This window comes from Planktotalea sp. (assembly GCF_050633725.1).
Lineage (GTDB): Bacteria > Pseudomonadota > Alphaproteobacteria > Rhodobacterales > Rhodobacteraceae > Planktotalea.
In genome coordinates this window covers 32,236-52,173 of sequence record NZ_JBOEHB010000001.1, presented here as the reverse complement: position 1 = coordinate 52,173, position 19,938 = coordinate 32,236, and the positions used below count along the sequence as shown (strand labels likewise).

At 54.5% G+C, this 19,938-nt stretch carries 22 protein-coding genes and 1 tRNA gene; 13 read left to right on the top strand and 10 right to left on the bottom strand.

Annotation, left to right across the window (positions count from 1 at the left end):
* Nucleotides 1–34: 34 nt before the first annotated feature.
* The 5 genes from ACRBCU_RS00265 to ACRBCU_RS00245 form a co-directional block, all read right to left on the bottom strand.
* A complete protein-coding gene (locus tag ACRBCU_RS00265) occupies nt 35–1,915 on the bottom strand; it encodes an acyl-CoA synthetase (RefSeq protein ID WP_431363354.1) in 1,881 nt (626 codons plus the stop codon).
* Between the two features lie 216 nt (nt 1,916–2,131).
* A complete protein-coding gene (lysM, locus tag ACRBCU_RS00260; protein ID WP_431363353.1) occupies nt 2,132–2,572 on the bottom strand; it encodes a peptidoglycan-binding protein LysM in 441 nt (146 codons plus the stop codon).
* Nucleotides 2,573–2,638: 66 nt separating this feature from the next.
* Nucleotides 2,639–4,459 carry an ABC transporter transmembrane domain-containing protein gene (locus ACRBCU_RS00255; RefSeq protein ID WP_431363352.1) on the bottom strand — a complete coding sequence of 607 codons (1,821 nt, stop codon included), beginning with the start codon at nt 4,457–4,459 and terminating at the stop codon, nt 2,639–2,641.
* A 257-nt stretch (nt 4,460–4,716) separates the two neighbouring features.
* Nucleotides 4,717–4,790 (bottom strand) — tRNA-Gly (locus ACRBCU_RS00250).
* 87 nt (nt 4,791–4,877) lie between these two features.
* Complete coding sequence (locus ACRBCU_RS00245; RefSeq protein ID WP_431363351.1) at nt 4,878–5,321, bottom strand: Lrp/AsnC family transcriptional regulator; 444 nt, start codon at nt 5,319–5,321, stop codon at nt 4,878–4,880.
* A 108-nt stretch (nt 5,322–5,429) separates the two neighbouring features.
* Between ACRBCU_RS00245 and ACRBCU_RS00240 the strand changes: the two genes are divergently transcribed.
* Together ACRBCU_RS00240 and ACRBCU_RS00235 are read left to right on the top strand one after the other, a co-directional pair.
* Nucleotides 5,430–6,479 (top strand): ornithine cyclodeaminase, encoded by a 1,050-nt coding sequence (locus tag ACRBCU_RS00240; protein WP_431363350.1) that lies wholly within the window; start codon nt 5,430–5,432, stop codon nt 6,477–6,479.
* Between the two features lie 122 nt (nt 6,480–6,601).
* Nucleotides 6,602–6,988, top strand: coding sequence for a cupredoxin domain-containing protein (locus ACRBCU_RS00235; RefSeq protein ID WP_431363349.1), 387 nt, complete (start codon nt 6,602–6,604; stop codon nt 6,986–6,988).
* Here the strand turns inward: ACRBCU_RS00235 and ACRBCU_RS00230 are convergent.
* The gene (locus ACRBCU_RS00230; protein WP_431363348.1) at nt 6,985–7,650 is read right to left on the bottom strand and encodes an SOS response-associated peptidase; all 666 of its coding nucleotides are present in this window, start codon (nt 7,648–7,650) and stop codon (nt 6,985–6,987) included. The two genes, ACRBCU_RS00235 and ACRBCU_RS00230, sit on opposite strands and share 4 nt — an antisense overlap.
* Nucleotides 7,651–7,775: 125 nt before the next feature.
* Between ACRBCU_RS00230 and ACRBCU_RS00225 the strand changes: the two genes are divergently transcribed.
* The gene (locus ACRBCU_RS00225) at nt 7,776–8,336 is read left to right on the top strand and encodes a flavodoxin family protein (protein ID WP_431363347.1); all 561 of its coding nucleotides are present in this window, start codon (nt 7,776–7,778) and stop codon (nt 8,334–8,336) included.
* Nucleotides 8,337–8,399: 63 nt separating this feature from the next.
* On the opposite strand, the gene ACRBCU_RS00220 is transcribed toward ACRBCU_RS00225, so the two are convergent.
* A complete protein-coding gene (locus tag ACRBCU_RS00220) occupies nt 8,400–9,962 on the bottom strand; it encodes a bifunctional metallophosphatase/5'-nucleotidase (protein ID WP_431363346.1) in 1,563 nt (520 codons plus the stop codon).
* 189 nt (nt 9,963–10,151) lie between these two features.
* On the opposite strand from ACRBCU_RS00220, the gene ACRBCU_RS00215 reads away from it, so the two are divergent.
* Genes ACRBCU_RS00215 through arsC form a run of 4 tightly spaced genes read left to right on the top strand, consistent with a single transcriptional unit; the run spans nt 10,152 to nt 12,317 of the window.
* Nucleotides 10,152–10,490, top strand: a complete 339-nt coding sequence (locus tag ACRBCU_RS00215) for a DUF952 domain-containing protein (RefSeq protein ID WP_431363345.1) — start codon at nt 10,152–10,154, stop codon at nt 10,488–10,490.
* A complete protein-coding gene (locus ACRBCU_RS00210; protein ID WP_431363344.1) occupies nt 10,490–10,921 on the top strand; it encodes a DUF1330 domain-containing protein in 432 nt (143 codons plus the stop codon). The genes ACRBCU_RS00215 and ACRBCU_RS00210 overlap by 1 nt, the downstream gene beginning before the upstream one ends.
* The gene (locus tag ACRBCU_RS00205; RefSeq protein WP_431363343.1) at nt 10,918–11,979 is read left to right on the top strand and encodes a quinone-dependent dihydroorotate dehydrogenase; all 1,062 of its coding nucleotides are present in this window, start codon (nt 10,918–10,920) and stop codon (nt 11,977–11,979) included. The genes ACRBCU_RS00210 and ACRBCU_RS00205 overlap by 4 nt, the downstream gene beginning before the upstream one ends.
* Nucleotides 11,976–12,317 (top strand): arsenate reductase (glutaredoxin), encoded by a 342-nt coding sequence (gene arsC / locus ACRBCU_RS00200; protein WP_431363342.1) that lies wholly within the window; start codon nt 11,976–11,978, stop codon nt 12,315–12,317. The genes ACRBCU_RS00205 and arsC overlap by 4 nt, the downstream gene beginning before the upstream one ends.
* On the opposite strand, the gene ACRBCU_RS00195 is transcribed toward arsC, so the two are convergent.
* Genes ACRBCU_RS00195 through ACRBCU_RS00185 form a run of 3 tightly spaced genes read right to left on the bottom strand, consistent with a single transcriptional unit; the run spans nt 12,314 to nt 14,562 of the window.
* Nucleotides 12,314–13,627, bottom strand: coding sequence for an MATE family efflux transporter (locus ACRBCU_RS00195; RefSeq protein ID WP_431363341.1), 1,314 nt, complete (start codon nt 13,625–13,627; stop codon nt 12,314–12,316). The two genes, arsC and ACRBCU_RS00195, sit on opposite strands and share 4 nt — an antisense overlap.
* The gene (locus ACRBCU_RS00190) at nt 13,624–14,136 is read right to left on the bottom strand and encodes a PaaI family thioesterase (protein ID WP_431363340.1); all 513 of its coding nucleotides are present in this window, start codon (nt 14,134–14,136) and stop codon (nt 13,624–13,626) included. The genes ACRBCU_RS00195 and ACRBCU_RS00190 overlap by 4 nt, the downstream gene beginning before the upstream one ends.
* 3 nt (nt 14,137–14,139) lie before the next feature.
* The gene (locus tag ACRBCU_RS00185) at nt 14,140–14,562 is read right to left on the bottom strand and encodes a PaaI family thioesterase (protein WP_431363339.1); all 423 of its coding nucleotides are present in this window, start codon (nt 14,560–14,562) and stop codon (nt 14,140–14,142) included.
* A gap of 113 nt (nt 14,563–14,675) precedes the next feature.
* Between ACRBCU_RS00185 and ACRBCU_RS00180 the strand changes: the two genes are divergently transcribed.
* The 6 genes from ACRBCU_RS00180 to ACRBCU_RS00155 all read left to right on the top strand — a co-directional run bounded on the left by ACRBCU_RS00180 (nt 14,676) and on the right by ACRBCU_RS00155 (nt 19,934).
* Entirely contained in the window at nt 14,676–15,044 is a 369-nt protein-coding gene (locus ACRBCU_RS00180) for a MerR family transcriptional regulator (protein WP_431363338.1), read from the top strand.
* A 275-nt stretch (nt 15,045–15,319) separates the two neighbouring features.
* Nucleotides 15,320–15,727 carry a MerR family transcriptional regulator gene (locus tag ACRBCU_RS00175; RefSeq protein WP_431363337.1) on the top strand — a complete coding sequence of 136 codons (408 nt, stop codon included), beginning with the start codon at nt 15,320–15,322 and terminating at the stop codon, nt 15,725–15,727.
* A 78-nt stretch (nt 15,728–15,805) separates the two neighbouring features.
* Nucleotides 15,806–17,587 (top strand): acyl-CoA dehydrogenase C-terminal domain-containing protein, encoded by a 1,782-nt coding sequence (locus ACRBCU_RS00170; RefSeq protein ID WP_431363336.1) that lies wholly within the window; start codon nt 15,806–15,808, stop codon nt 17,585–17,587.
* 46 nt (nt 17,588–17,633) lie between these two features.
* The gene (locus ACRBCU_RS00165; protein WP_431363335.1) at nt 17,634–17,846 is read left to right on the top strand and encodes a hypothetical protein; all 213 of its coding nucleotides are present in this window, start codon (nt 17,634–17,636) and stop codon (nt 17,844–17,846) included.
* A gap of 25 nt (nt 17,847–17,871) precedes the next feature.
* The gene (locus ACRBCU_RS00160; RefSeq protein WP_431363715.1) at nt 17,872–18,999 is read left to right on the top strand and encodes an acyl-CoA dehydrogenase family protein; all 1,128 of its coding nucleotides are present in this window, start codon (nt 17,872–17,874) and stop codon (nt 18,997–18,999) included.
* A gap of 290 nt (nt 19,000–19,289) precedes the next feature.
* Nucleotides 19,290–19,934: a glutathione S-transferase family protein gene (locus tag ACRBCU_RS00155; protein ID WP_431363334.1), complete on the top strand. Its 645-nt coding sequence runs from the start codon at nt 19,290–19,292 to the stop codon at nt 19,932–19,934.
* Nucleotides 19,935–19,938: the final 4 nt, after the last annotated feature.

The window sequence follows — 19,938 nt, the reverse complement described above, 5'->3', positions numbered from 1 at the left end:
TAAGGATTTTGCAAGGCATAACCTTCGCAGAAGGTTATGCGCTGACCCATTCCCATGGGCGCGTAAAGCTACCGAGCACTGCTGTAATCGCGGCATCATCTTCACCGCTCGCAGACAGTTGCGCAACAAGGCCACGTTTCTTGTCATCAATCACCGCTTCAACACGCGCAGCGACGCCCGCCTTTTCAAGTGCCTGATTGTAGACACGGATTATCGCCATCTTACGCAGATCGGGCTTGAATACTTTGCCAACCGCAGTCTTTGGCAATTCTTCCAAAATTGTAAGATGCTTGGGTCGCGCCGCTTTCTCATGGACATGCGTATCGCAGAACTCGATCAGTTCTTTTTCTGTCACTGTCGCACCATCGACCAGCTCAACAAACGCGCAAGGTAGCTCACCTGCATGTGCATCTGGCTGACCAATCGCCCCCGCAAAAGCAACTGCGTTGTGTCCTAGCAGAGCTTCTTCAATTTCTGCAGGATCAATGTTGTGGCCGCCGCGAATGATCAGGTCTTTCGCACGCCCGGTGATCCACAAATACTCGTCCGCATCGTAGCGCCCCAGATCCCCCGTGCGCAGATAATCGCCATGGAACAATCCGACGTTTTTATCCGCTTCGGTATAGGTCGCACCAACCGAAATACCCGGATTAGAAATGCAAATTTCACCGATTTCATCAACGCCGCATTCAATTGCGCCACTTGGTGTATCTTTGAGAATTTTCACATCGGTATACGGGAAGGTAATCCCGATCGATCCAACTTTCTTTTCACCATCAACAGGGTTGCAAGACACAAGGCAGGTCGCTTCGGTCAACCCATATCCTTCGATGATTTGAACGCCTGTTGCCGCTTCAAATCGTTTGAATAGCTCCAGCGGTAAAGGTGCCGATCCCGAGAACGCGTTCTTTACGGTGCTCACATCCGCATCAACAGGGCGCTGCATCAGAGCCGAAATCGCGGTTGGAACTGTAATAATGAACGTCACTTTCCAGCGTTCAATCAGCTTCCAGAAATTGTCAAACACCCCGTCACCGCGATAGCCCTGAGGCGTCGGAAAGATCACGTGCGCACCGCTGGTTATGGCCGCCATCAAAATTACATGAACCGCAAAAACGTGGAACAAAGGCAGCGGACAAATCAGATTATCCTCTTCGGTATAGAGCAGCGTATCGCCGATCCAACCATTGTAAATCATGCCATTGTAAGTGTGCTGAGCCACCTTTGGCATGCCCGTTGTACCACCCGTATGGAAATAGGCGGCGACACGATCACCGGCGCTGTCCTTAAAATCAAGCGTGGTGTTTTGCTTTGCAACTTCAGTGTTGAAGTTCATTATCTTAGCATGGTGATCTGTCGGGTTTTTCGGACGTACCAACGGCACAATCCAGCTTTTTGGCGGCGTCAAATACCGGTTGAGATCAACCTCAAGAACCGTCTTCACATTGGGCGCATGGCGAACAGCTTCCGCTGTTTTCTGAGCAACGTCGGTTTTTGGAAACGCTTTTAGCGTCACAACGACCTTTGCATTCGTTTCCCGTAAAATCGCGGCAATTTGATCCGCTTCCAGCAATGGATTGATCGGGTTTACGATGCCGGCGATCATACCACCAAGCAACGCCAAGATCGTCTCGTTCGCATTAGGCAGAACATAAGCGACGACGTCCTTTTCACCGACACCGAGCTTGCGAAATAAATTGGCAGTTTGAGTAGCCTTGGCATGCAACTCGGACCAATTCAGAGTTTCTGCCTTATCTGTTGGCCCAGAAAACAACTGATAGCTCACCGCGTTGTGTTTCGGGAATTTCCCGGCGGTATTGCTCAGCAACTCATAAAACGTCGCTGGCACATCGCGTTTGTCCCATGGCATCTCTGCCTCTACCGCCCGTTTGTCTGCAATCGTCGCGAATGGCATGACTACTCCTCCCCTGTGTCATCTGCGCGCGCGTTGCACGCGTTTGACGCAGGATGCGTTACCTAACCAGGCAAAGGCAAGCTTTCCCTAACGTTTTACCTGCCAGAAACTCTGCCGAAAGGCGCTTCGCGAAAAGCGTGCCCGAAATGAGAAATTCTCCAACAAAAAAGGAGCGGCCAAACCGCTCCTTCTCGTGTTTCAAAAGCTAAGGTTGGCTTACGCCTCAACACCTTCCTGCGGGATACGCAGAACTTGACCTGGGTAGATCTTGTCAGGGTGGCTCAGCATTGGCTTGTTCGCCTCAAAGATCGCTTCATACTTTGCGCCATTGCCCATCGCTTTTTCCGCGACGGCCCAGAGCGTATCGCCCTTTTCGACCGTGTGAAACACAGGCGCAGGGCCTTCGTCCTCATCCGTTTCAACAGCGCCGATACCAGTGACATTGCCAACTGCAAGAATGATCTTCTCGCGGATTGACGGGCTAACCGCGCCAACACCTGCAACGCGCACTTTGTCGCCCTCGACCTGAAGGTCGAGACCTTCAGCTTCGAGGCCCAGATCGGCTACTTCCTTTTTCAGATCTTCTACCGACGGTTCAGCGTCATCGCCGCCAAACAGTTTTTTGCCAGCGTCTTTCGCAAAGCTCCACAAACCCATCGTAAATCCCTCCTTGATAAGTTGGCGAAACCTATGCGCGCAACAAGAGCGGACGCAAGAGGGAAATCAGACGTCTTCAAATCCAGCCGTGAATTGCAAACGTGCGAGGCGGGCGTAAAGACCGTCTTGCGCGACAAGCGCATCATGCGTGCCCGTCGCAACGATGCGGCCTTCTTCCATGACAACAATGCGATCTGCTTTCTTCACCGTGGCAAGGCGGTGGGCAACGATCAATGTTGTTCGCCCCTCCGCGAGTTCATCCACAGCCAATTGCACCGCGCGCTCGCTTTCGGCGTCAAGCGCGCTGGTGGCCTCGTCCAAAAGCAAAACAGGCGCATCGCGCAGGATCGCACGGGCGATGGCGATACGTTGTTTCTGACCACCCGATAGCATCACACCACGTTCGCCGACATAGCTGTCGTACCCATCAGGTAGCGCCGTGATAAAATCATGTGCCGCCGCCGCTTTCGCTGCGACCTCCACCTCGGCATCGCTCGCCTCAGGTCGCCCGAAACGGATGTTCTCCCGCGCCGAGGCTGCGAAAATAATCGGATCTTGCGGCACAAGGGAAATGTGACGGCGAAATGCATCACGGCTCATTTCAGGCAAGGCAACGCCATCAAGTCGGATAACACCCGATTTCGGATCGTAGAAACGCTGAATCATTTGAATAATAGTCGTTTTTCCCGCGCCAGAAGGCCCAACAAATGCGACCGTTTCACCCGAAGAAATCTTGAGGCTCACGTTCTCCAGGGCGGGCGTGTCAGGCCGTGTAGGATAGCGGAAAGAGACATCTTCAAATGCAATGTCGCCGCGCACGGGCTGGGCCAAAACAATCGGCGCATCAGGGTCATTCACCGTATCTTCCGCATCCAGCAATTCCACCAGCCGCTCGGTCGCGCCAGCAGCGCGTTGCAGCTCGCTCCAGATTTCTGACAGGGCGGCGACAGCACCGGCGACCATGACAGCGTAGATAACAAACTGCACGAGCGCACCCGTGCTCATCAAACCGGCGCGCACGTCATGGGCCCCAACCCAAAGAACGCCGACGACGCCGGAAAACACCAGAAAGATTACGATCATCGTCAGAAAAGCACGCACAGTGATGCGACGACGGGCAGCATCATAGCTTTTTTCTGTAAAATCAGAGAACGCGATTTGGCTTTGTACTTCATGGGTGAAGGCTTGCACAGTTTGCACAGAGCCAAGCGTTTCAGATGCATTCCCCGACGAGGCCGCGATCCAGTCCTGGTTCTCACGGCTAAGGACGCGCAAGCGGCGCCCCAAGAACAGGATCGGAATGATCACCGCAGGCACCAGCAAAAGAACAAGACCCGTCAACTTGGCAGATGTGAACAGCATCAACGTCAAACCACCAAGGAAGATAAGCACATTGCGCAGAGCAATCGAGATAGACGAGCCGATGACCGAAAGAATGAGCGTTGTATCTGTTGTGATCCGGCTCAGAACTTCGCCTGTCATGATATTCTCGTAAAACGCAGGGCTGAGCGAGATCACGCGATCAAAGACAGCTTTGCGAATGTCGGCAACCACCCGTTCACCCAATCGCGTCACCAGCGCATATCGCAGCGCCGTTCCAACCGCGAGCAAAGCTGCGATACCGATAGCCGCGCCAAAATACTGATCGAGCAAGCCACCTGCTGCCGTCTCAAAATTATCAACAACGCGGCGCACGGCCAAAGGCAGGATCAAAGACACACATGCCGTCAACGTAAGCGCGCACCCCGCAAGGAAGACCAACACCTTATAAGGCGCAAGGAATGGCCAAAGACGTTGGAGCGTCCCTATTTTCTTGGACTTAGCGCGCTCTGCTTCGCCTACGTTAGGCGGCGTTTGGCTGGATTGAGCGGTCGTATCAGAGGCCATCAGGTTTCCTTGCAAAGCGAATTTCGCGCATTAAAAGGACCGCATGCCTCGGGTCAAGAGCGGCACAAGCGCACGGCCATGCTTAGCATGCTCTTTTTTTGACGCCGCGAAGGGTTTTTCAAACGACGCCAAGGAAAAACCGGTTCGACATTTTGCCTAAGAGCCGAGCCGCAACGCAAAAACTACCACTTGAAAATCAAAAGCTTAACGTCGCTCTTAGATTATTATGAGGGGGCCGTTTTCGGAGGATTTGTGCTTGGAGCGGGCGGCGGGAATCGAACCCGCGTCATTAGCTTGGAAGGCTAAGGTCTTACCATTACACAACGCCCGCGCTCAGTTTTGATCTAGTATTTGATCCAATATTTGCCGTCAAGACCAATGAGGGAAAGAACTCGTTGGAAACAGTGGTCGCACGGCGTCAAATCGAACTTAGTAAGATCGACGTTTCGCTATTGATGATTCCGTCAACACCGCGCACTTCACGCAGAACGCGATCAAAGTCCGCCAAGCTCGCAGCGCTCAGCTGCGCAACCAGATCCCACTTTCCGTTGGTCGAGTGAAGTTGCCGCAACTCCGGAATGCCGCGAAGATTTCGAATGACCCGCGTTGTAGATTGGCCAGCAACTTCAACCATCATGATCGCCTGAACGGTGTTAGGCCCATGTTCTTCACTTGCTCGTATCGTAAAGCCCAATACGGCACCTGTATCGAGCAAACGATCCAATCTGCTTTGTACTGTAGCCCGTGACACACCCAAAATATCTGCAAGTTTGGACACAGGCGCGCGACCATCCTCGCGTAGGGCTGCAATCAGTTCTCTATCTAGATCATCAAAGTGTAACATAACAATATTGATAACCATCCTTAGCAATCTTTGCAATTTTGATTACAAAATTCGCCAAATGTATCGTACAAATCGTTAAGAAGCCCCTGTAACTTGATCCCAAACCTAGAAACTTTGGATAGATCAATGCCGCCGATTCCCTCAGAACTTGCCTTTGTGTCATTTGTGTCTGTCGAACACATGATGGGCCTTGTCCATCACCTCGGAATTGAGCGTATGCTGTGTGATCTCGCAGACGAGATTGAGGCCGACTTCAAACGTTGGGACCTTTTCGACAAAACGCCCCGCGTTGCCAGTCACTCTGATGTCGGCGTCATCGAATTGATGCCTACCTCCGACGGTGAAATGTACGGGTTCAAATACGTCAATGGGCACCCAAAGAATACAAAGGAAGGTCTGCAAACGGTCACCGCCTTCGGGCTTCTGGCCGACGTTGATTCTGGCTACCCGAAACTCTTGTCAGAAATGACTTTGCTTACCGCGCTACGCACTGCAGCAACCTCGGCCATGGCCGCGCGTCATCTTGCGCCAAAGGGCGCGACAACAATGGCAATGATCGGCAATGGCGCGCAGTCGGAATTTCAATGTCTGGCGTTCAAGGCGATCTGCGGTATCCAAACGGTTCGACTGTACGATATCGATCCAAATGCGACGAAAAAAGCGGCGACGAACCTGAAAGGATACGGATTGAACGTTGTGTCCTGTCGCTCTAGCGAAGAGGCCATAGAAGGCGCTCAGATCATCACGACCTGCACCGCTGACAAACAAAACGCGACGATCCTGACTGACAACATGATTGGCTCTGGCGTGCATATCAATGCCATCGGCGGCGACTGCCCCGGCAAAACAGAGTTGCATCGCGATATCCTTCTGCGCTCTGACATTTTTGTTGAATACCCTGAGCAAACTTGGATCGAGGGCGAAATCCAGCAGCTTGAGAAAACACACCCCACAACCGAATTATGGAAAGTGATTACAGGCCAAGTGCAGGGACGCAAAGACGCCAAACAGATCACTCTTTTTGACAGCGTCGGATTTGCGATCGAAGATTTTTCAGCCCTGCGTTACGTACATAAAGCGATCCAGGGAACCCGCTTTTTCACCCAACTCGACCTGCTCGCAGATCCCGATGATCCAAGAGATTTATTTGGTATGCTAGGCCGCTCCGAAGGCTAGGCCACTGCCGCATGCAATCCTAAATCTAGGCATGCTTTGCGCATTTTCGCCATATTTTTGCCGTTAGCTTTCTGTAACCCAGCACGGATCACGCGTTGTTAATAGGCGTTTAGGAGTTAACTATGTTCAAACCAATGATGTTTTCGATCGCTGCGCTGGCCGCAAGCTTTGGAACCAGTGCAAGCGCTGCTAATTTCAACATCCTCATCGTTGAAGGTGGCTTCTTTCCAGAAATCACCTACGTTCAGCCCGGCGATTCAGTCACTTTCGTCAACCAACTGACGGTTTCTGCGACCGCTACGGCCTCAGATGAAAGTTGGTCAACAGGCCCGCTTAGCGTGAACGCGACATATAACTTGCCAATCGCAGCTGAAACAGCTCTGATCTTTTCTTATGCCTCTGACTCTGGGAAATCCGGCGTGCTGTCGTTTGACTTCGCTCCTTTGGACGCAGATGCACCCTTGTTGGACGAAGTTGTCGAAACGGAAGAGCCTGAATCGCTGGACTAATCGGCCAGCGGCTCTATCAATTCTGCGCCACTGGCGCGATTGGAATTGACCGCGCGCGAGACACGTCGAAACTCTAGAAAATCCTCTGGCGCGGACCGCATCAAAGTCGCCGCGCCTTTGCCTTGCTCGCCAAGCCAAAGCCCCCAGTTCTGCGGCTCAATGATCACGGGCATGCGGTGGTGAATCTGTGACATTGCCTCGTTGGCACTTGTCGTCACGATCGCGCAGGTTCGATAGCTTTGCTCTTCCATGTGCCAATCTTGCCAGATGCCCGCAATCGCAAGCGGAGCTTTGTCGTGCGCTTGAATAAACCAAGGATCGCGCCCGCCGTCTTGGTCTTTGGTCCATTCATAAAACCCGCTAGCAGGGATAAGACAACGACGCGCACGGCACGCTGCCTTGAACGCAGGCTTTTCCGCAATCGTTTCCGCCCGTGCGTTTATGAGCAAAGGCCCGTCGTTTGTCGCTTTGTACCACGAGGGCAGAAATCCCCAACGCATAGGCCGAAAACGCCGTATGCCCTCTTCGGTCACGACCGTATGGATCTGCGTCGTTGGGCAAACATTATAATTGGGGACATCTGGAAGATCATTGGCGGGCTTAGCTGCAAATAATTGCGCCATCGCGTCATTGGGAAGAGTTACTGCAAGGCGTCCGCACATACCTATTCGTATATCGCAATCTCAACTGACTGCGAAGACTTTTGATTTACGCTTGGACTACGACGGAACCGACACTACTAACATAGTGAAAGACCCCATCGCCGCCCTATCTATGAGAGCCCTTAATGACACTTTGCGTTTTGTATTTTTCGCCCGATGGTCACACGCGCGCTTTGGCACAGGCAATCGCGCAAGGTGGCGATGGCAAATTGTTTGATGTAACGCGCCTCACCGCTGAGGACTGGGCAACTTTGGACAAGGCGGGTGCCTTGGTCATGGGCGCGCCCACATATATGGGCGGTCTGCCTGCCCCGTTTGTCCAGTTCATCGAAGATGCAGCGTCGCGCTGGGATACGGGCGGATGGCGCGACAAACTTGCTGGCGGCTTCACGACCGCGCTCCACCCCTCAGGTGATAAATTGAATGCGCTGACGAGCCTGTTCATATTTGCGAGCCAAATGGGAATGATTTGGGTGGGAGCGAGCGAAATCGGTGCGCCTGTCGTTCCCACAAACGAGGGCATCAATAGGGACGGATCTTGGGTTGGTGTAACCGCTGCCCATTCATCAGATGAAGGCGAGGTGCTGAGCGCTGGTGATATCGAAACAGGACGACGCTACGGGATGCGTATGCGTGGCGCTTTAGAGCGGTGGCAGGGGGCGCTGCCCCCATCTCAGCCAAGCTGAGATTCCCCCGGGATATTTTTGGAAAGAGGAAGGGCGCAGCGCGTGACACCGCGCCCAACACATCTATTTTACTGTGATACGACCATCGGTATAGGGCGCATATGAGCCGCTCTTTGCGAGATACTCTGCCGTGACATCGGCCAAGTCGGGGCCGTAGTCATAAGCATCCACCGCATCGCGGAACATTTTGTAACCGTCCCCACCGTTGCGCACATAGTTGTTCGAAACAGCGCCGTACATCTTGGCAGGATCAACCGGCGCGCCGCCGATCATGACTTCTGAAATACGGCTTCCAACTTCGGCATTGGGATCCACGGTAAAGCTCATGCCCGCAACTTGTGGGAAACGGCCTTTCACTTCGTCCATTTGGCTCACACCATTTTCAAGTGCCGCAACGAGGGTTGCGCCAGAAATACGAAACGTCGACAACGTATTCTGGAACGGCAAAACCGATAGAACTTCGCCCATCGTGACTTCACCTGAATCAATAGAGGCGCGCAAACCACCGCCATTCTGAATCGCAATTTCAACGCCCTGATCTTTGACACGATCCAGCATCGCATCAGCGACGAGATTACCCATTGAGCATTCCATCACGCGGCACACAGAACGATCTCCGTCCACGATGCCACTGGTCGCGGCAACCACACGCGTCTTCATTTCTTCAATCGGCGCACCCATTTCAGCAACGCGCGCTGAGATCGTGGCATCTGGCACAACTGAAGCATCCAAAAGCACTGGATTACCTTCAGCGCTGGTGACGTTGCCAGCATCGTCAAAAGTCACTGTCAAATGGCCAATGTACTTTGAATACGCATAAGCCTGCGCAACGGGAGTTCCTCCTACCATTTCAGGATAAGCAGGCGTGCCCTCATCATCATTCAACATCAACGTATGGCTGTGACCACCGATCACGACATCAAGCGAAGGCACGGCGCCGGCAATTTCGAGATCTTTGGAAAGGCCCACATGGTTCAACGCGATGATTTTGCTTACACCCATCTCTTCCAGCGCCGCTGCATCCGCCGCGAGGCTTTCAATCTCGTCTTGAAAAACCACGTTGTCTCCGGGGCTGGATGTATCAACGGTATCGGTCGCAAGCGCAGACACGATGCCGATTTTCTCGCCGCCGATTTCAAGCACCAGATGATTGGCAACTTTCCCGTTTAGCGCGCTTTCGCTCGTCAGATCGAGATTGCCTGAGATGACGGGGAAAGACACTTTTTCAATGAAATCTGCCAACCCCTGCGGACCATCATCGAATTCGTGATTGCCCACGGCCATTGCATCATATCCAATCGCCTCCATGAACTCGGCTTCAGCCGCTCCTTTATAGGTCGTGTAAAACAACGAACCTTGGAACGGATCACCGGCATCCAGCACAACTACATTCTGATTGCCAAGCTTTGTGCGCAGAGCATCCATTGCCGTTTTGATCCGTGCAACGCCGCCAAAGCACTTGTTCTCTGCTTCGCCTTCCGCGTTGCAGGTGCTGTCATATTTGTTGATGGATTCGATACGGCTGTGAATGTCATTAGTGTGCAAAATATGCAGCGTATATTCTGCGGAGGCCGTGCCTGCGAGCAATGCGAGGCTGGCTGCCCCTGTTAATAAGCGCGTCAGCATGTGTTGAAATCCCTATTTGTGTTGAACTCTGAGTCGGATCAAAGCGCTTTGCGCGCAACGAGTCAAAGGCGGACGTTACGCAAAGCGTCTTCGCGCCGAGTGCTGGCAGCATCTTGCCCCGCGTGTGGGCAAAGCGCCTTAAGCCAACTGACCTTGACGCCTGCCCCTTTGCATCGCATCACTCCGCCCATGAAAATATACAAAATCTTCCGCGCCGAGGAATGGGCGCAGCTTCGCAAGGACAAAGTGACCAAAGGCGCTCCGGTTGATATCGCCGATGGCTATGTGCATTTCTCGACAGCCGCTCAGGCACAGGAAACCGCCGACAAGCATTTCGCTGGTCAGGATGGATTGTTCCTTCTCGGTTGCGATGCTGAAAAAATGGGCGATGCGCTGAAATGGGAAGTCTCGCGCGGCGGCGCTGAGTTTCCCCATCTTTACCGCGAATTGCGCCTTGAGGATGTGGAATGGGCGCAGCCGTTTGAGTTGATCGACGGGCGTCACCAGTTTCCTGCGGGTTTAGAGTGATGGATAAGTTCATTGACCCCAACCGCGCGCAGTTCGAAGCCTTTAAGGGGCTGGATCGCGATAAACCAATTGAGATGCTCAATCTTGTGCGTTTGCGCGATGTTGCTGCCTACCCTGAGGATCACCCTCTTGCGGGCGAGGACCTGAGCGGGGCGGATGCTTATGCGAATTATGGACGCGCCACTGGCCCCATTTTTCAGCGCGTCGGTGGTACAATCCTGTGGCGCGGGACCTTTGAGACCACGTTGATCGGCCCTGAGGACGAAGCATGGCACGTCATGTTCATCGCCCATTATCCGACGGCGCATGCGTTTTTGGAAATGGCGACCGATCCAGATTACCAGCGCGAAGTCGTGCATCGCCAAGCGGCGGTAGAAACCTCTCGCCTCATCAGATGCGACACGGCGCAAGAAGGATCAGTATTCGGATGAAACGCATTGCAGAACAAATCGGCCTGAAAGCGCTGCGGCGCGTTGATCCTGAGCAGGCACATGGATTGGCCTTGAAAGCGTTGCAAAGCGGGTTGGCCGTTGCGCCCGGCACGATCACCAGTGCGCGTTTGGCAACGAATGTCGCTGGCTTGGACTTGCCAAATCCTGTTGGTTTGGCCGCTGGTTTTGACAAAAACGCAGAAGCGCTGGTTGGGCTGAGCAAGTCGGGTTTCGGCTTTGTCGAGGTTGGCGCAGCCACGCCGCGTCCGCAGGATGGCAACCCGAAACCGCGCCTGTTCCGCTTGCGTGAAGATAAGGCCGCGATCAATCGTTTTGGCTTTAACAACCAAGGGATGGAAGCGATTGGCGCGCGTTTGGCGAAGCGCCCGCGCGATATGGTGCTGGGCCTCAACCTTGGGGCCAACAAAGACAGCGAAGATCGAGCGGCGGATTTTGCCAAAGTGCTGGCCCATTGCGGCGCGCATGTGGATTTTGCGACGGTGAATGTGAGTTCTCCCAATACGGAAAAGCTGCGGGACCTGCAGGGGAAAGCCGCGCTTGGCGCGTTGCTTGGCGGTGTCATGGAGGTGCGCGCAGGGTTGGCAAAACCGATCCCGGTGTTCCTGAAAATCGCACCTGATTTGACCGCAGACGAGATCGCGGAAATCGCAGAGGTCGCGCTGGAAAGCGGTGTACAAGGCGTTATCACCACCAACACCACGCTCTCGCGCGAGGGTTTGCAGAGCGCACATAAGGGCGAGATGGGCGGCTTGTCCGGCGCGCCCTTGTTCGAGGCGTCAACGCGGGTCTTGGCGCAGATGTCCAAGCTGACCGAAGGCAAATTGCCCCTGATCGGCGTCGGCGGGATCAGCACGCCGGAGCAAGCCTATGCAAAGATCTGCGCAGGGGCCTCGGCGGTGCAGCTTTACACAGCACTGGTTTATGGCGGACTGTCCTTGGCAGGCGATATCGCGCGCGGCTTGGACAAATTACTCGCGGCGGATGGGCATGCAAATGTCGCGGATGCGGTGGGCAGCAAGCGAGGGGACTGGCTATGATCACGCTTTGGCACAATCCACGGTGCAGCAAATCGCGTCAGGCCTTGGCGCTGTTGCAAGAGGCTGGCGCAGAGGTTGAACCGCGCCTTTATCTGAAAGACGCCCCTGATTTGGCCGAAGTTCAGGCGCTTGTCGCGGCGCTGGATGTGCCCGTTATCGAGATGATGCGCCGCGGCGAAAAGGCGTTCAAGGAGGCGGGTCTGAGCAAAGACTCCGCTGAGGCTGATCTGCTGGCCGCGATTGTGGCGCATCCGATTTTGATCGAGCGCCCTGTCGCGGTGAAGGGCGGTAAGGCCATTATTGGACGACCGCCTGAGGATGCGCTGGGCCTGCTTTAAGCGGCGGCGCGCTCTAATGCGGGATACTTCCAGCCAAGCGTCACGCCGCGCGCGATGAAGGAAATCAGCAGCGCCAGCCAGAGTCCGTGATTGCCGATCCATGGCATCAGGATCAGCAGCGCTGCGACGTATATCACTGCTGAAATTGCCATCATATTACGCATGTCGTTGCTGCGCGTGGCTCCGATGAAAATCCCATCCAGCATCCACGCGGCGCAGCCCACGAGCGGCGCGGCGATCATATAGGGCAGATAGTTGCGCGCCTCTGCGCGCACGTCTGGCGCGGTTGTCATCAAATCGATGATCGCGGGGCCAAAGAGCGCAAAGGCGCTGGCGGTTATCAGCACAGTCACCACGCCCCAGAAGCTGGTGAGCAATGCCGCGCGGCGCACCCGCGATACGCTGCGCGCGCCAAGGGATTGCCCGACCAAAGTCTCCGCAGCGATGGCAAATCCGTCCATGGAATAGGCTGTGATTTCAAGGAATTGCAACAATACATGGTTCGCCGCCAAGGTCACATCGCCAAAACGCGCGCCAAGAAAAACGAAAGACATAAAGATACCTTGCAGCATCACCGAGCGCAGCAGAATATCGCGGTTCACGCGGGCAAATTGCACCATCTGCGCGCGCTCGAACACGCGGGGCCAGTCTTTCCATGCGGGCGTTTTTAGCGCATCGCGGCAAAGCCATAGGCCAAGCGCAAGACCCGTCCATTCAGCGATGAGAGTGGCAATCGCGACCCCTTCAACGCCCCAACCAAGGCCGAGCACGAACCACAGATCAAGCCCGATATTGAGCAGGTTCATCCAAAGCTGAACAACCAAAACCGCGCCTGTGCGTTCCTGCCCGATCAGCCAGCCCGTAGCGGCGTAGATCCCGATCGCTGCGGGTGCGCCGTAGATACGGATGCTCATGTAGGTGCGCGCGAGGCTCTCGACCTCATCGCTTGCGGGGGCGGTTTGCAGCGCGAGCCAGATGAAGGGCATTTGCAGCGCCATGATCACAAACCCCGCGCCCAGCGCGATGATCATGCCGCGCGAGAGCAGCGCGGAAACCTCGCCCTTGCGCCCTGCCCCATTGGCTTGCGCGGTCAGGCCGGCGGTGCCCATGCGCAGAAAGCCGAAAATCCAATAGATCGCAGTCAAAGCAATCGCGCCGATACCCACCGCGCCAATCGGGGCGGCCTGCCCCATCTGCCCGACAACGCCCGTATCCACCGCTCCAAGGATCGGCACGGTGGCATTGGACAGAACGACGGGCAGCGCGACGGTCAGAACGCGCTTGTGCGTCAGAGATTGCGTCTCGCTCACTCGGATTTGCTACGGGGCATCAGGAAGTGCGCCGCGCCATGCGCAAAGGGACGCGCACGGTTGTCTTGCCAGGCTTCGACCTGAACCGAGGCGTACCGGCGCCCAGAACGCGTTACAACAGCGCGCGCATAGGCATCACGAGGTAGGCCCGTGCGCATGTAATCCACCGAAAAATCAATCGTTTTAGGCAGACGAGGCAGACTGCCTGCTTGCAAATCTTCTAGGCTCAGCGCGCCGCTTTCGATATCTTCCCACAAAAGCGACCAGCTGAGTTCGATGATTGCTGCGGTTTCCAAGAACGCCGCTGTAACGCCGCCATGCAATGCGGGCAGGAACGGGTTGCCAATCAGTTTTTGATCGAAGGGCAAAAGCGCCGTCAACTCATCGCCGCGCCGCTCGAAATCAATGCCGAGGAATTGAATATAAGGAACACCGTCAACCAGCGCGCGCAGGGCTGTGTCGCGGCGCATCTTGACGTCTTGCATCGGTTCTGGGGGTTTACGTGCCATGCTCTATTTCCCCTCAACTGTGAATGCGCCCGTGGCGCTGGCCACAGGGTTTTCCATATCATCATCAAAGGCTTGCGCGCGCACAAAGGCGACAGATCGGGTGATGTGATAACAATGCGCGCGGGTGACGATATCCTGACCGGGTGTCGCAGGGCGCATATAATCTATGCGCAGATCGATGGTCGCTGTCGCGGAAGGGCTCTTGGGATGGCTCATCACTGCCGCTCCGCAACATGTATCCATAAGCGCAGAAACTGCACCGCCATGAATGACCCCCGTTTTGGGATCACCCACAAATTTGGCATTATATGGCATGCGAATTTCTGCGCTTCCATTTTCGATCTGGGTCAGTTCCATTCCCAATGCAGTGGCATGGGGAATCGCCTTGATAAACTGTCTGGCAATTTGCACGTTGTGCTCGCTCATTTGAGGCTCCTCGTCGGTTACTCCTTTATGAGCGCCAATCGCAAAGATGAGCAAGAGCGGTGGTTGCCCTTCACAAGCGACGGGCATAACGTTGCAGCAGGAGAGCAAACACAATGTCCGAACAAAAACTAACCTTCAAAGAAATGTGCGCACGATTTGAAGTGACTCCAAGAACGCTGCGTTACTACGAGTACATAGAGCTGCTCCAGCCCGAACGCGACGGGCGTTCGCGATTCTATAGCCAGCGAGAATGCGCGCGGATGACGCTGATCATGCGCGGACGTAGATTCGGGATCAAACTCGAAGAGATTCGCCAGTGGTTGCTCATCTACGAGAACGAAGGCACCCAAGCCCAGCGCGAGGCTTTTGTTGAAATGGCAGACCGTCAACTGATCGAACTTGAAGAGCAATCAAAACAGTTGAGCGAAGCAATCACCGAGCTAAGCGCGCTTCGGTTAGAAACGCTTAGAAAACTAAAATAAGAGAAATTCGCACGGTTTTTCCCCGCCGAGTCTATCGGATTTTCACTGAAATCTTCAAATTTTGCGTCACAAAAATTGGTTTTTTGCGATAATTGAGGCATGCCCGATCCTGTTCCCCGTTAAAAAAATACCTTTTGAACTAGATTACCTTTGCGGAAGTTACGTAAACTTTAAATTGACGTTACGTACAACTAACGTAAGCCTGATGAAGCATTGTAAACCCAAGGCAAGCTTCACAGGTGCTGTTGTAGAACGTTTGTAGAAGCGAGAATGAAATGAAACCGAGTGAAACTCATATGACGATCCGAGAAATGTGCGATGCATTTGGGGTAACGCCTCGAACTTTGCGATTTTACGAATCTAAGGAACTGCTATTCCCTCAGCGCGATGGACAAAAGCGCCTCTTCACACGTCGTGATCGCGCGCGCCTGAAACTTATCCTGCGAGGAAAGCGTTTTGGCTTTAGCCTCGAAGAAATACGTCAGCTGCTAGACCTGTATCACGTGAATGATCAACAGCAGTCGCAAATGAATCGCACCTTGGAAATCGCGCATGACCGCCTCAGCGATCTTGAAGCGCAGCGTGACGAAATGGAAAGCGCGATCAGTGATCTGCGCGAACAAATCAAGTGGGGCGAGAAGATCGTCGGCTCCATGAACCAATCCCGCAAAGCGGCCGAGTAAATCTCGGCCCTTTCGACCCGATCAATCCCACACAAGTGGGTAACAAGACATTAAAATTGACCGTGAAGGAAGTGGCCCATGCCTCGTTATACAGCCCCAGTTAAAGATATGCAGTTCGTTTTGCACGACGTTCTGAATACGACCACCGCCGGAATTCCGGGGTATGATGAGCTAGAGCCGGAATTCACGGCAGCAGTATTGGAAGAAGCGGGCAAGATCTGCTCTGATCTACTTCAGCCTTTGAACTCTGTTGGCGATCAAGAAGGATGCACGCTCGAAAACGGCATTGTGCGCACACCGACGGGCTTTAAAGCAGCTTTTGATCAGGTCAAAGAAGGCGGCTGGCCTGGTCTCGACATGCCAGAGCAATATGGCGGCCAGAACATGCCCTATTTGCTGGGCACCGCTGTTGGCGAGATGTTTTCTGCCTCAAACCAAGCCTTCACAATGTATCAGGGCCTGACCCACGGTGCTGCCTCTGCCATCTTGGCGCATGGCACGGAAGAGCAAAAAGACAAATACCTGCCCAAAATGGTCTCTTGCGAGTGGACAGGCACAATGAACCTGACAGAGCCACATTGCGGCACGGACTTGGGCCTAATGCGCACCAAGGCAGCCCCGCAAGAAGACGGCTCTTACAAGATCACAGGTCAGAAGATTTTCATCTCTGCTGGTGATCATGACATGGCCGACAACATCATTCACTTGGTACTTGCCAAGATCGAAGGCGGTCCTGCGGGCATCAAAGGCGTGTCGCTCTTTATCGTGCCTAAAGTGAATGTGAACGACGATGGCTCGCTCGGCGCGCGCAATGGCGTGTCTGTTGGTTCCATCGAGGAAAAGATGGGCATCCACGGCAACTCCACCTGCGTAATGAACTATGACGAAGCGACGGGCTATCTGCTTGGCGACGAGCACAAAGGCATGCGCGCCATGTTCACCATGATGAACGAAGCACGTTTGGGCGTTGGCATGCAGGGCGTTTCCCAAGCGGACGCGGCCTATCAAAACGCGGTTGATTACGCCAAGGATCGCCTGCAAGGGCGCGCGGTAACAGGCGTAGAAAACCCCGATGGCCCCGCCGATCCGCTGATCGTGCATCCCGACATTCGTCGCAGCCTGATGGATCAAAAGAGCTTTACCGAAGGCGGGCGCGCGTTCTTGCTTTGGGGCGCGACAATGATCGACGCCGCACACCGCGCAAATGACAAAGACGCCGATGGTCTTGTGTCCTTGCTCACGCCTGTCATTAAGGGTTTCCTGACGGACAAGGGCTATGACATGACCGTTCAGGCCCAGCAAATCTACGGTGGCCACGGCTATATCGAAGAGCACGGCATGTCCCAGTACACGCGCGATGCGCGTATTGCGATGATCTATGAGGGTGCAAACGGTGTTCAGGCGCTTGACCTCGTTGGCCGTAAACTGGCGCAAGATGGTGGCAAGCATGTTATGGCCTTCTTTGAGATGGTGAAGAACTACATCAAAGAGAATTCTGGTCAGGACGAGGCGTTTGATCGCGATTTCATCGAGCCGCTGAAAGCCGCCTCCAAAGACCTTCAAGCAGCTGGCATGTATTTCATGCAGAACGGCATGAAGAACCCGAACCACGCTTTGGCAGGGTCCAATGATTTTATGCACATGTTCGGTCATGTCTGCCTCGGGCTGATGTGGGCACGTATGGGCAAGGCCTCACTCGATGCGCTTGCGGGCGGTGCTTCAGACGCAACGTTCTACGAGACGAAACTGGCCACAGGGCGCTATTACATGGCACGTCAATTGCCCGCGACAGCCATGCATTTGACCCGCATTCAAAGCGGCGCAGATACGGTCATGGCGCTGGACGCGGCCAACTTTTAAAACGTGCGGTGCGTGGGAAACCACGCACCCTACTTAGGGATACGCCTTGCCAAAACGGTTCCGCCTCACCCGCCGATTTTCGGTCTCTATGACAGAAGACGGGTATCGCCGCCTCAAGCGGTTTTCTTCGGAGGCGGGATTGGACGAAGGCGAGGCGCTGTCATTCTTGTTTGAGAATTTTGACAGCGTCACAGATGACGAGAACTTGCCGCATCGCTTGCGCTTGTTCAACGCAGAGCTAGACGCGCGCAAACGGTAATGGGGAGATTACTTTGAGCCAGTGGATGACAGACGAGCACAAGATGCTCGCAGAGATGACTTCGAATTTCATCAACGCCGAATGGGCACCGCAGTTCGACAAGTGGCGCAAGCAAGGTGAGATGGATCGCGAGACTTGGGCGCAGGCAGGCGAGCTTGGTTTGCTTTGCCCTTCTATCCCCGAAGAATACGGCGGTCCTGGCGGCGATTTCGGCCATGAGGCCGCAATCCTGATCGAAGGTTCGCGCGCGAATTTGGCGAGCTGGGGTCACGGCATTCACTCTGGTATCGTCGCGCATTACATTCTGGCCTGTGGCACGGAGGAGCAGAAAAAACGTTGGTTGCCGAAGATGGTCACAGGCGAGTTGGTCGGCGCTCTGGCGATGACGGAACCCTCGGGCGGATCGGACGTGCAAGCGATCAAGACCCGCGCGCTCAAAGATGGCAATTCCTATAAATTGAGCGGACAGAAGACCTTTATCACCAACGGCCAACACGCAAATCTGATTGTCGTTGCGGCGAAGACAAATCCAGCTGAGGGATCTAAGGGGACATCACTGGTTGTCGTAGAAACCGACGGCGCAGAAGGGTTCGCGCGCGGGCGTAACCTCGACAAGATCGGCGCGCATGCGGCGGATACGTCTGAACTCTTCTTCGACAATGTCGAAATCCCGCCCGAAAATATCCTTGGCGGTGAAGAAAACCAAGGCTTCTACCAGATGATGCAGCAACTCGCGCAGGAACGCCTGATCATCGGCTGCGGCGCGGTTGGGGCTATGGAAGGCGCAGTCGAGCGGACGATCGAGTATTGCAACGAGCGCCAAGCCTTTGGCGGGCCGATCATGCAGTTCCAGAACACGCGCTTCAAACTGGCCGAGTGCAAAACCAAAACCACTGTCGCGCGCGCATTCTTAGATGAATGCATCGCAGAACACCTGCGCGGCGAGCTGACCGTCGAAAAGGCCGCAATGGCAAAATACTGGCTAACCGACACGCAGGGGGAAGTTCTGGACGAATGCTTGCAACTGCACGGCGGCTACGGCTTCATGCAGGAATATGCGGTTGCGGAAATGTGGACCGACGCGCGGGTGCAGCGCATTTATGGCGGCACGAACGAGATCATGAAAGAGTTGATCGCACGGAGTTTCAAATGAGCGTTGGTGCGCTTTGATATCGGCCCTCCGGGGGGAGTTTATTTTGGAAAATGAAGCGATGAAAGATCACCCCATCACCCGCCTCGCAGTCTCACTTGGTGGCACCTACGCAGGGCGATGGGGCTTCACTTCCCACATGGCTCAACTCTCCAGTCTACCATGCACCCTTAGAAATGGCGCATTAACCTTAATGGATGGTGAATCTTACCCCTTCATTTTCCAAAGAAAACTCCACGGGGGTCTGGGGGTGTGAAACCCCCAGCCTGCGCTCTGAAAAAAGGACCAAACCTATGACCCTTAAACTCTATTGTTTCGGCGAGAGCGGTAACGCTTACAAAGCCGCGCTGACGCTTGAACTGTCAGGCCTTGAGTGGGAGCCTGTTTATGTGGATTTCTTCGGCGGCGAAGCCCGATCAGATAAATTCAAATCCGACGTGAACAACATGGGCGAAGTGCCTGCGTTGACCGACACCGATCACGATTACACAATCACCCAGTCGGGGGCGATTCAGGACTACATCGTTCACTTGTCAGGCAAACTGACAGGCGCAACGCCCGAAGAGCGCCGAGAGGTTTTGCGCTGGGTGCTTTGGGACAATCACAAGCTTAGTTCTGTCGCAGGTCCAACGCGTTTCTTGATGAATTTTCTGCCAGAGGACAAACGTCCGCAGCCTGTCATCGACTTCAACCTTGGTCGCCTCAAAGCCGCTTATGCTGTTCTTAACGACCATCTCGCGGATCGCAATTGGATCGTCGGTAGCGCTATGACCGTCGCCGACATTTCTTGCTGTGGCTACCTCTTTTACCCAGAACCCTTCGGTTTCGACCGTGCGGACTGGCCCCATATCGACGCTTGGCTCACCCGTATCGAGCAAACGCCAGGTTGGAAACACCCTTATGATTTGATGCCCGGCAGCCCTGCTGATCGCGCTTAAAGGA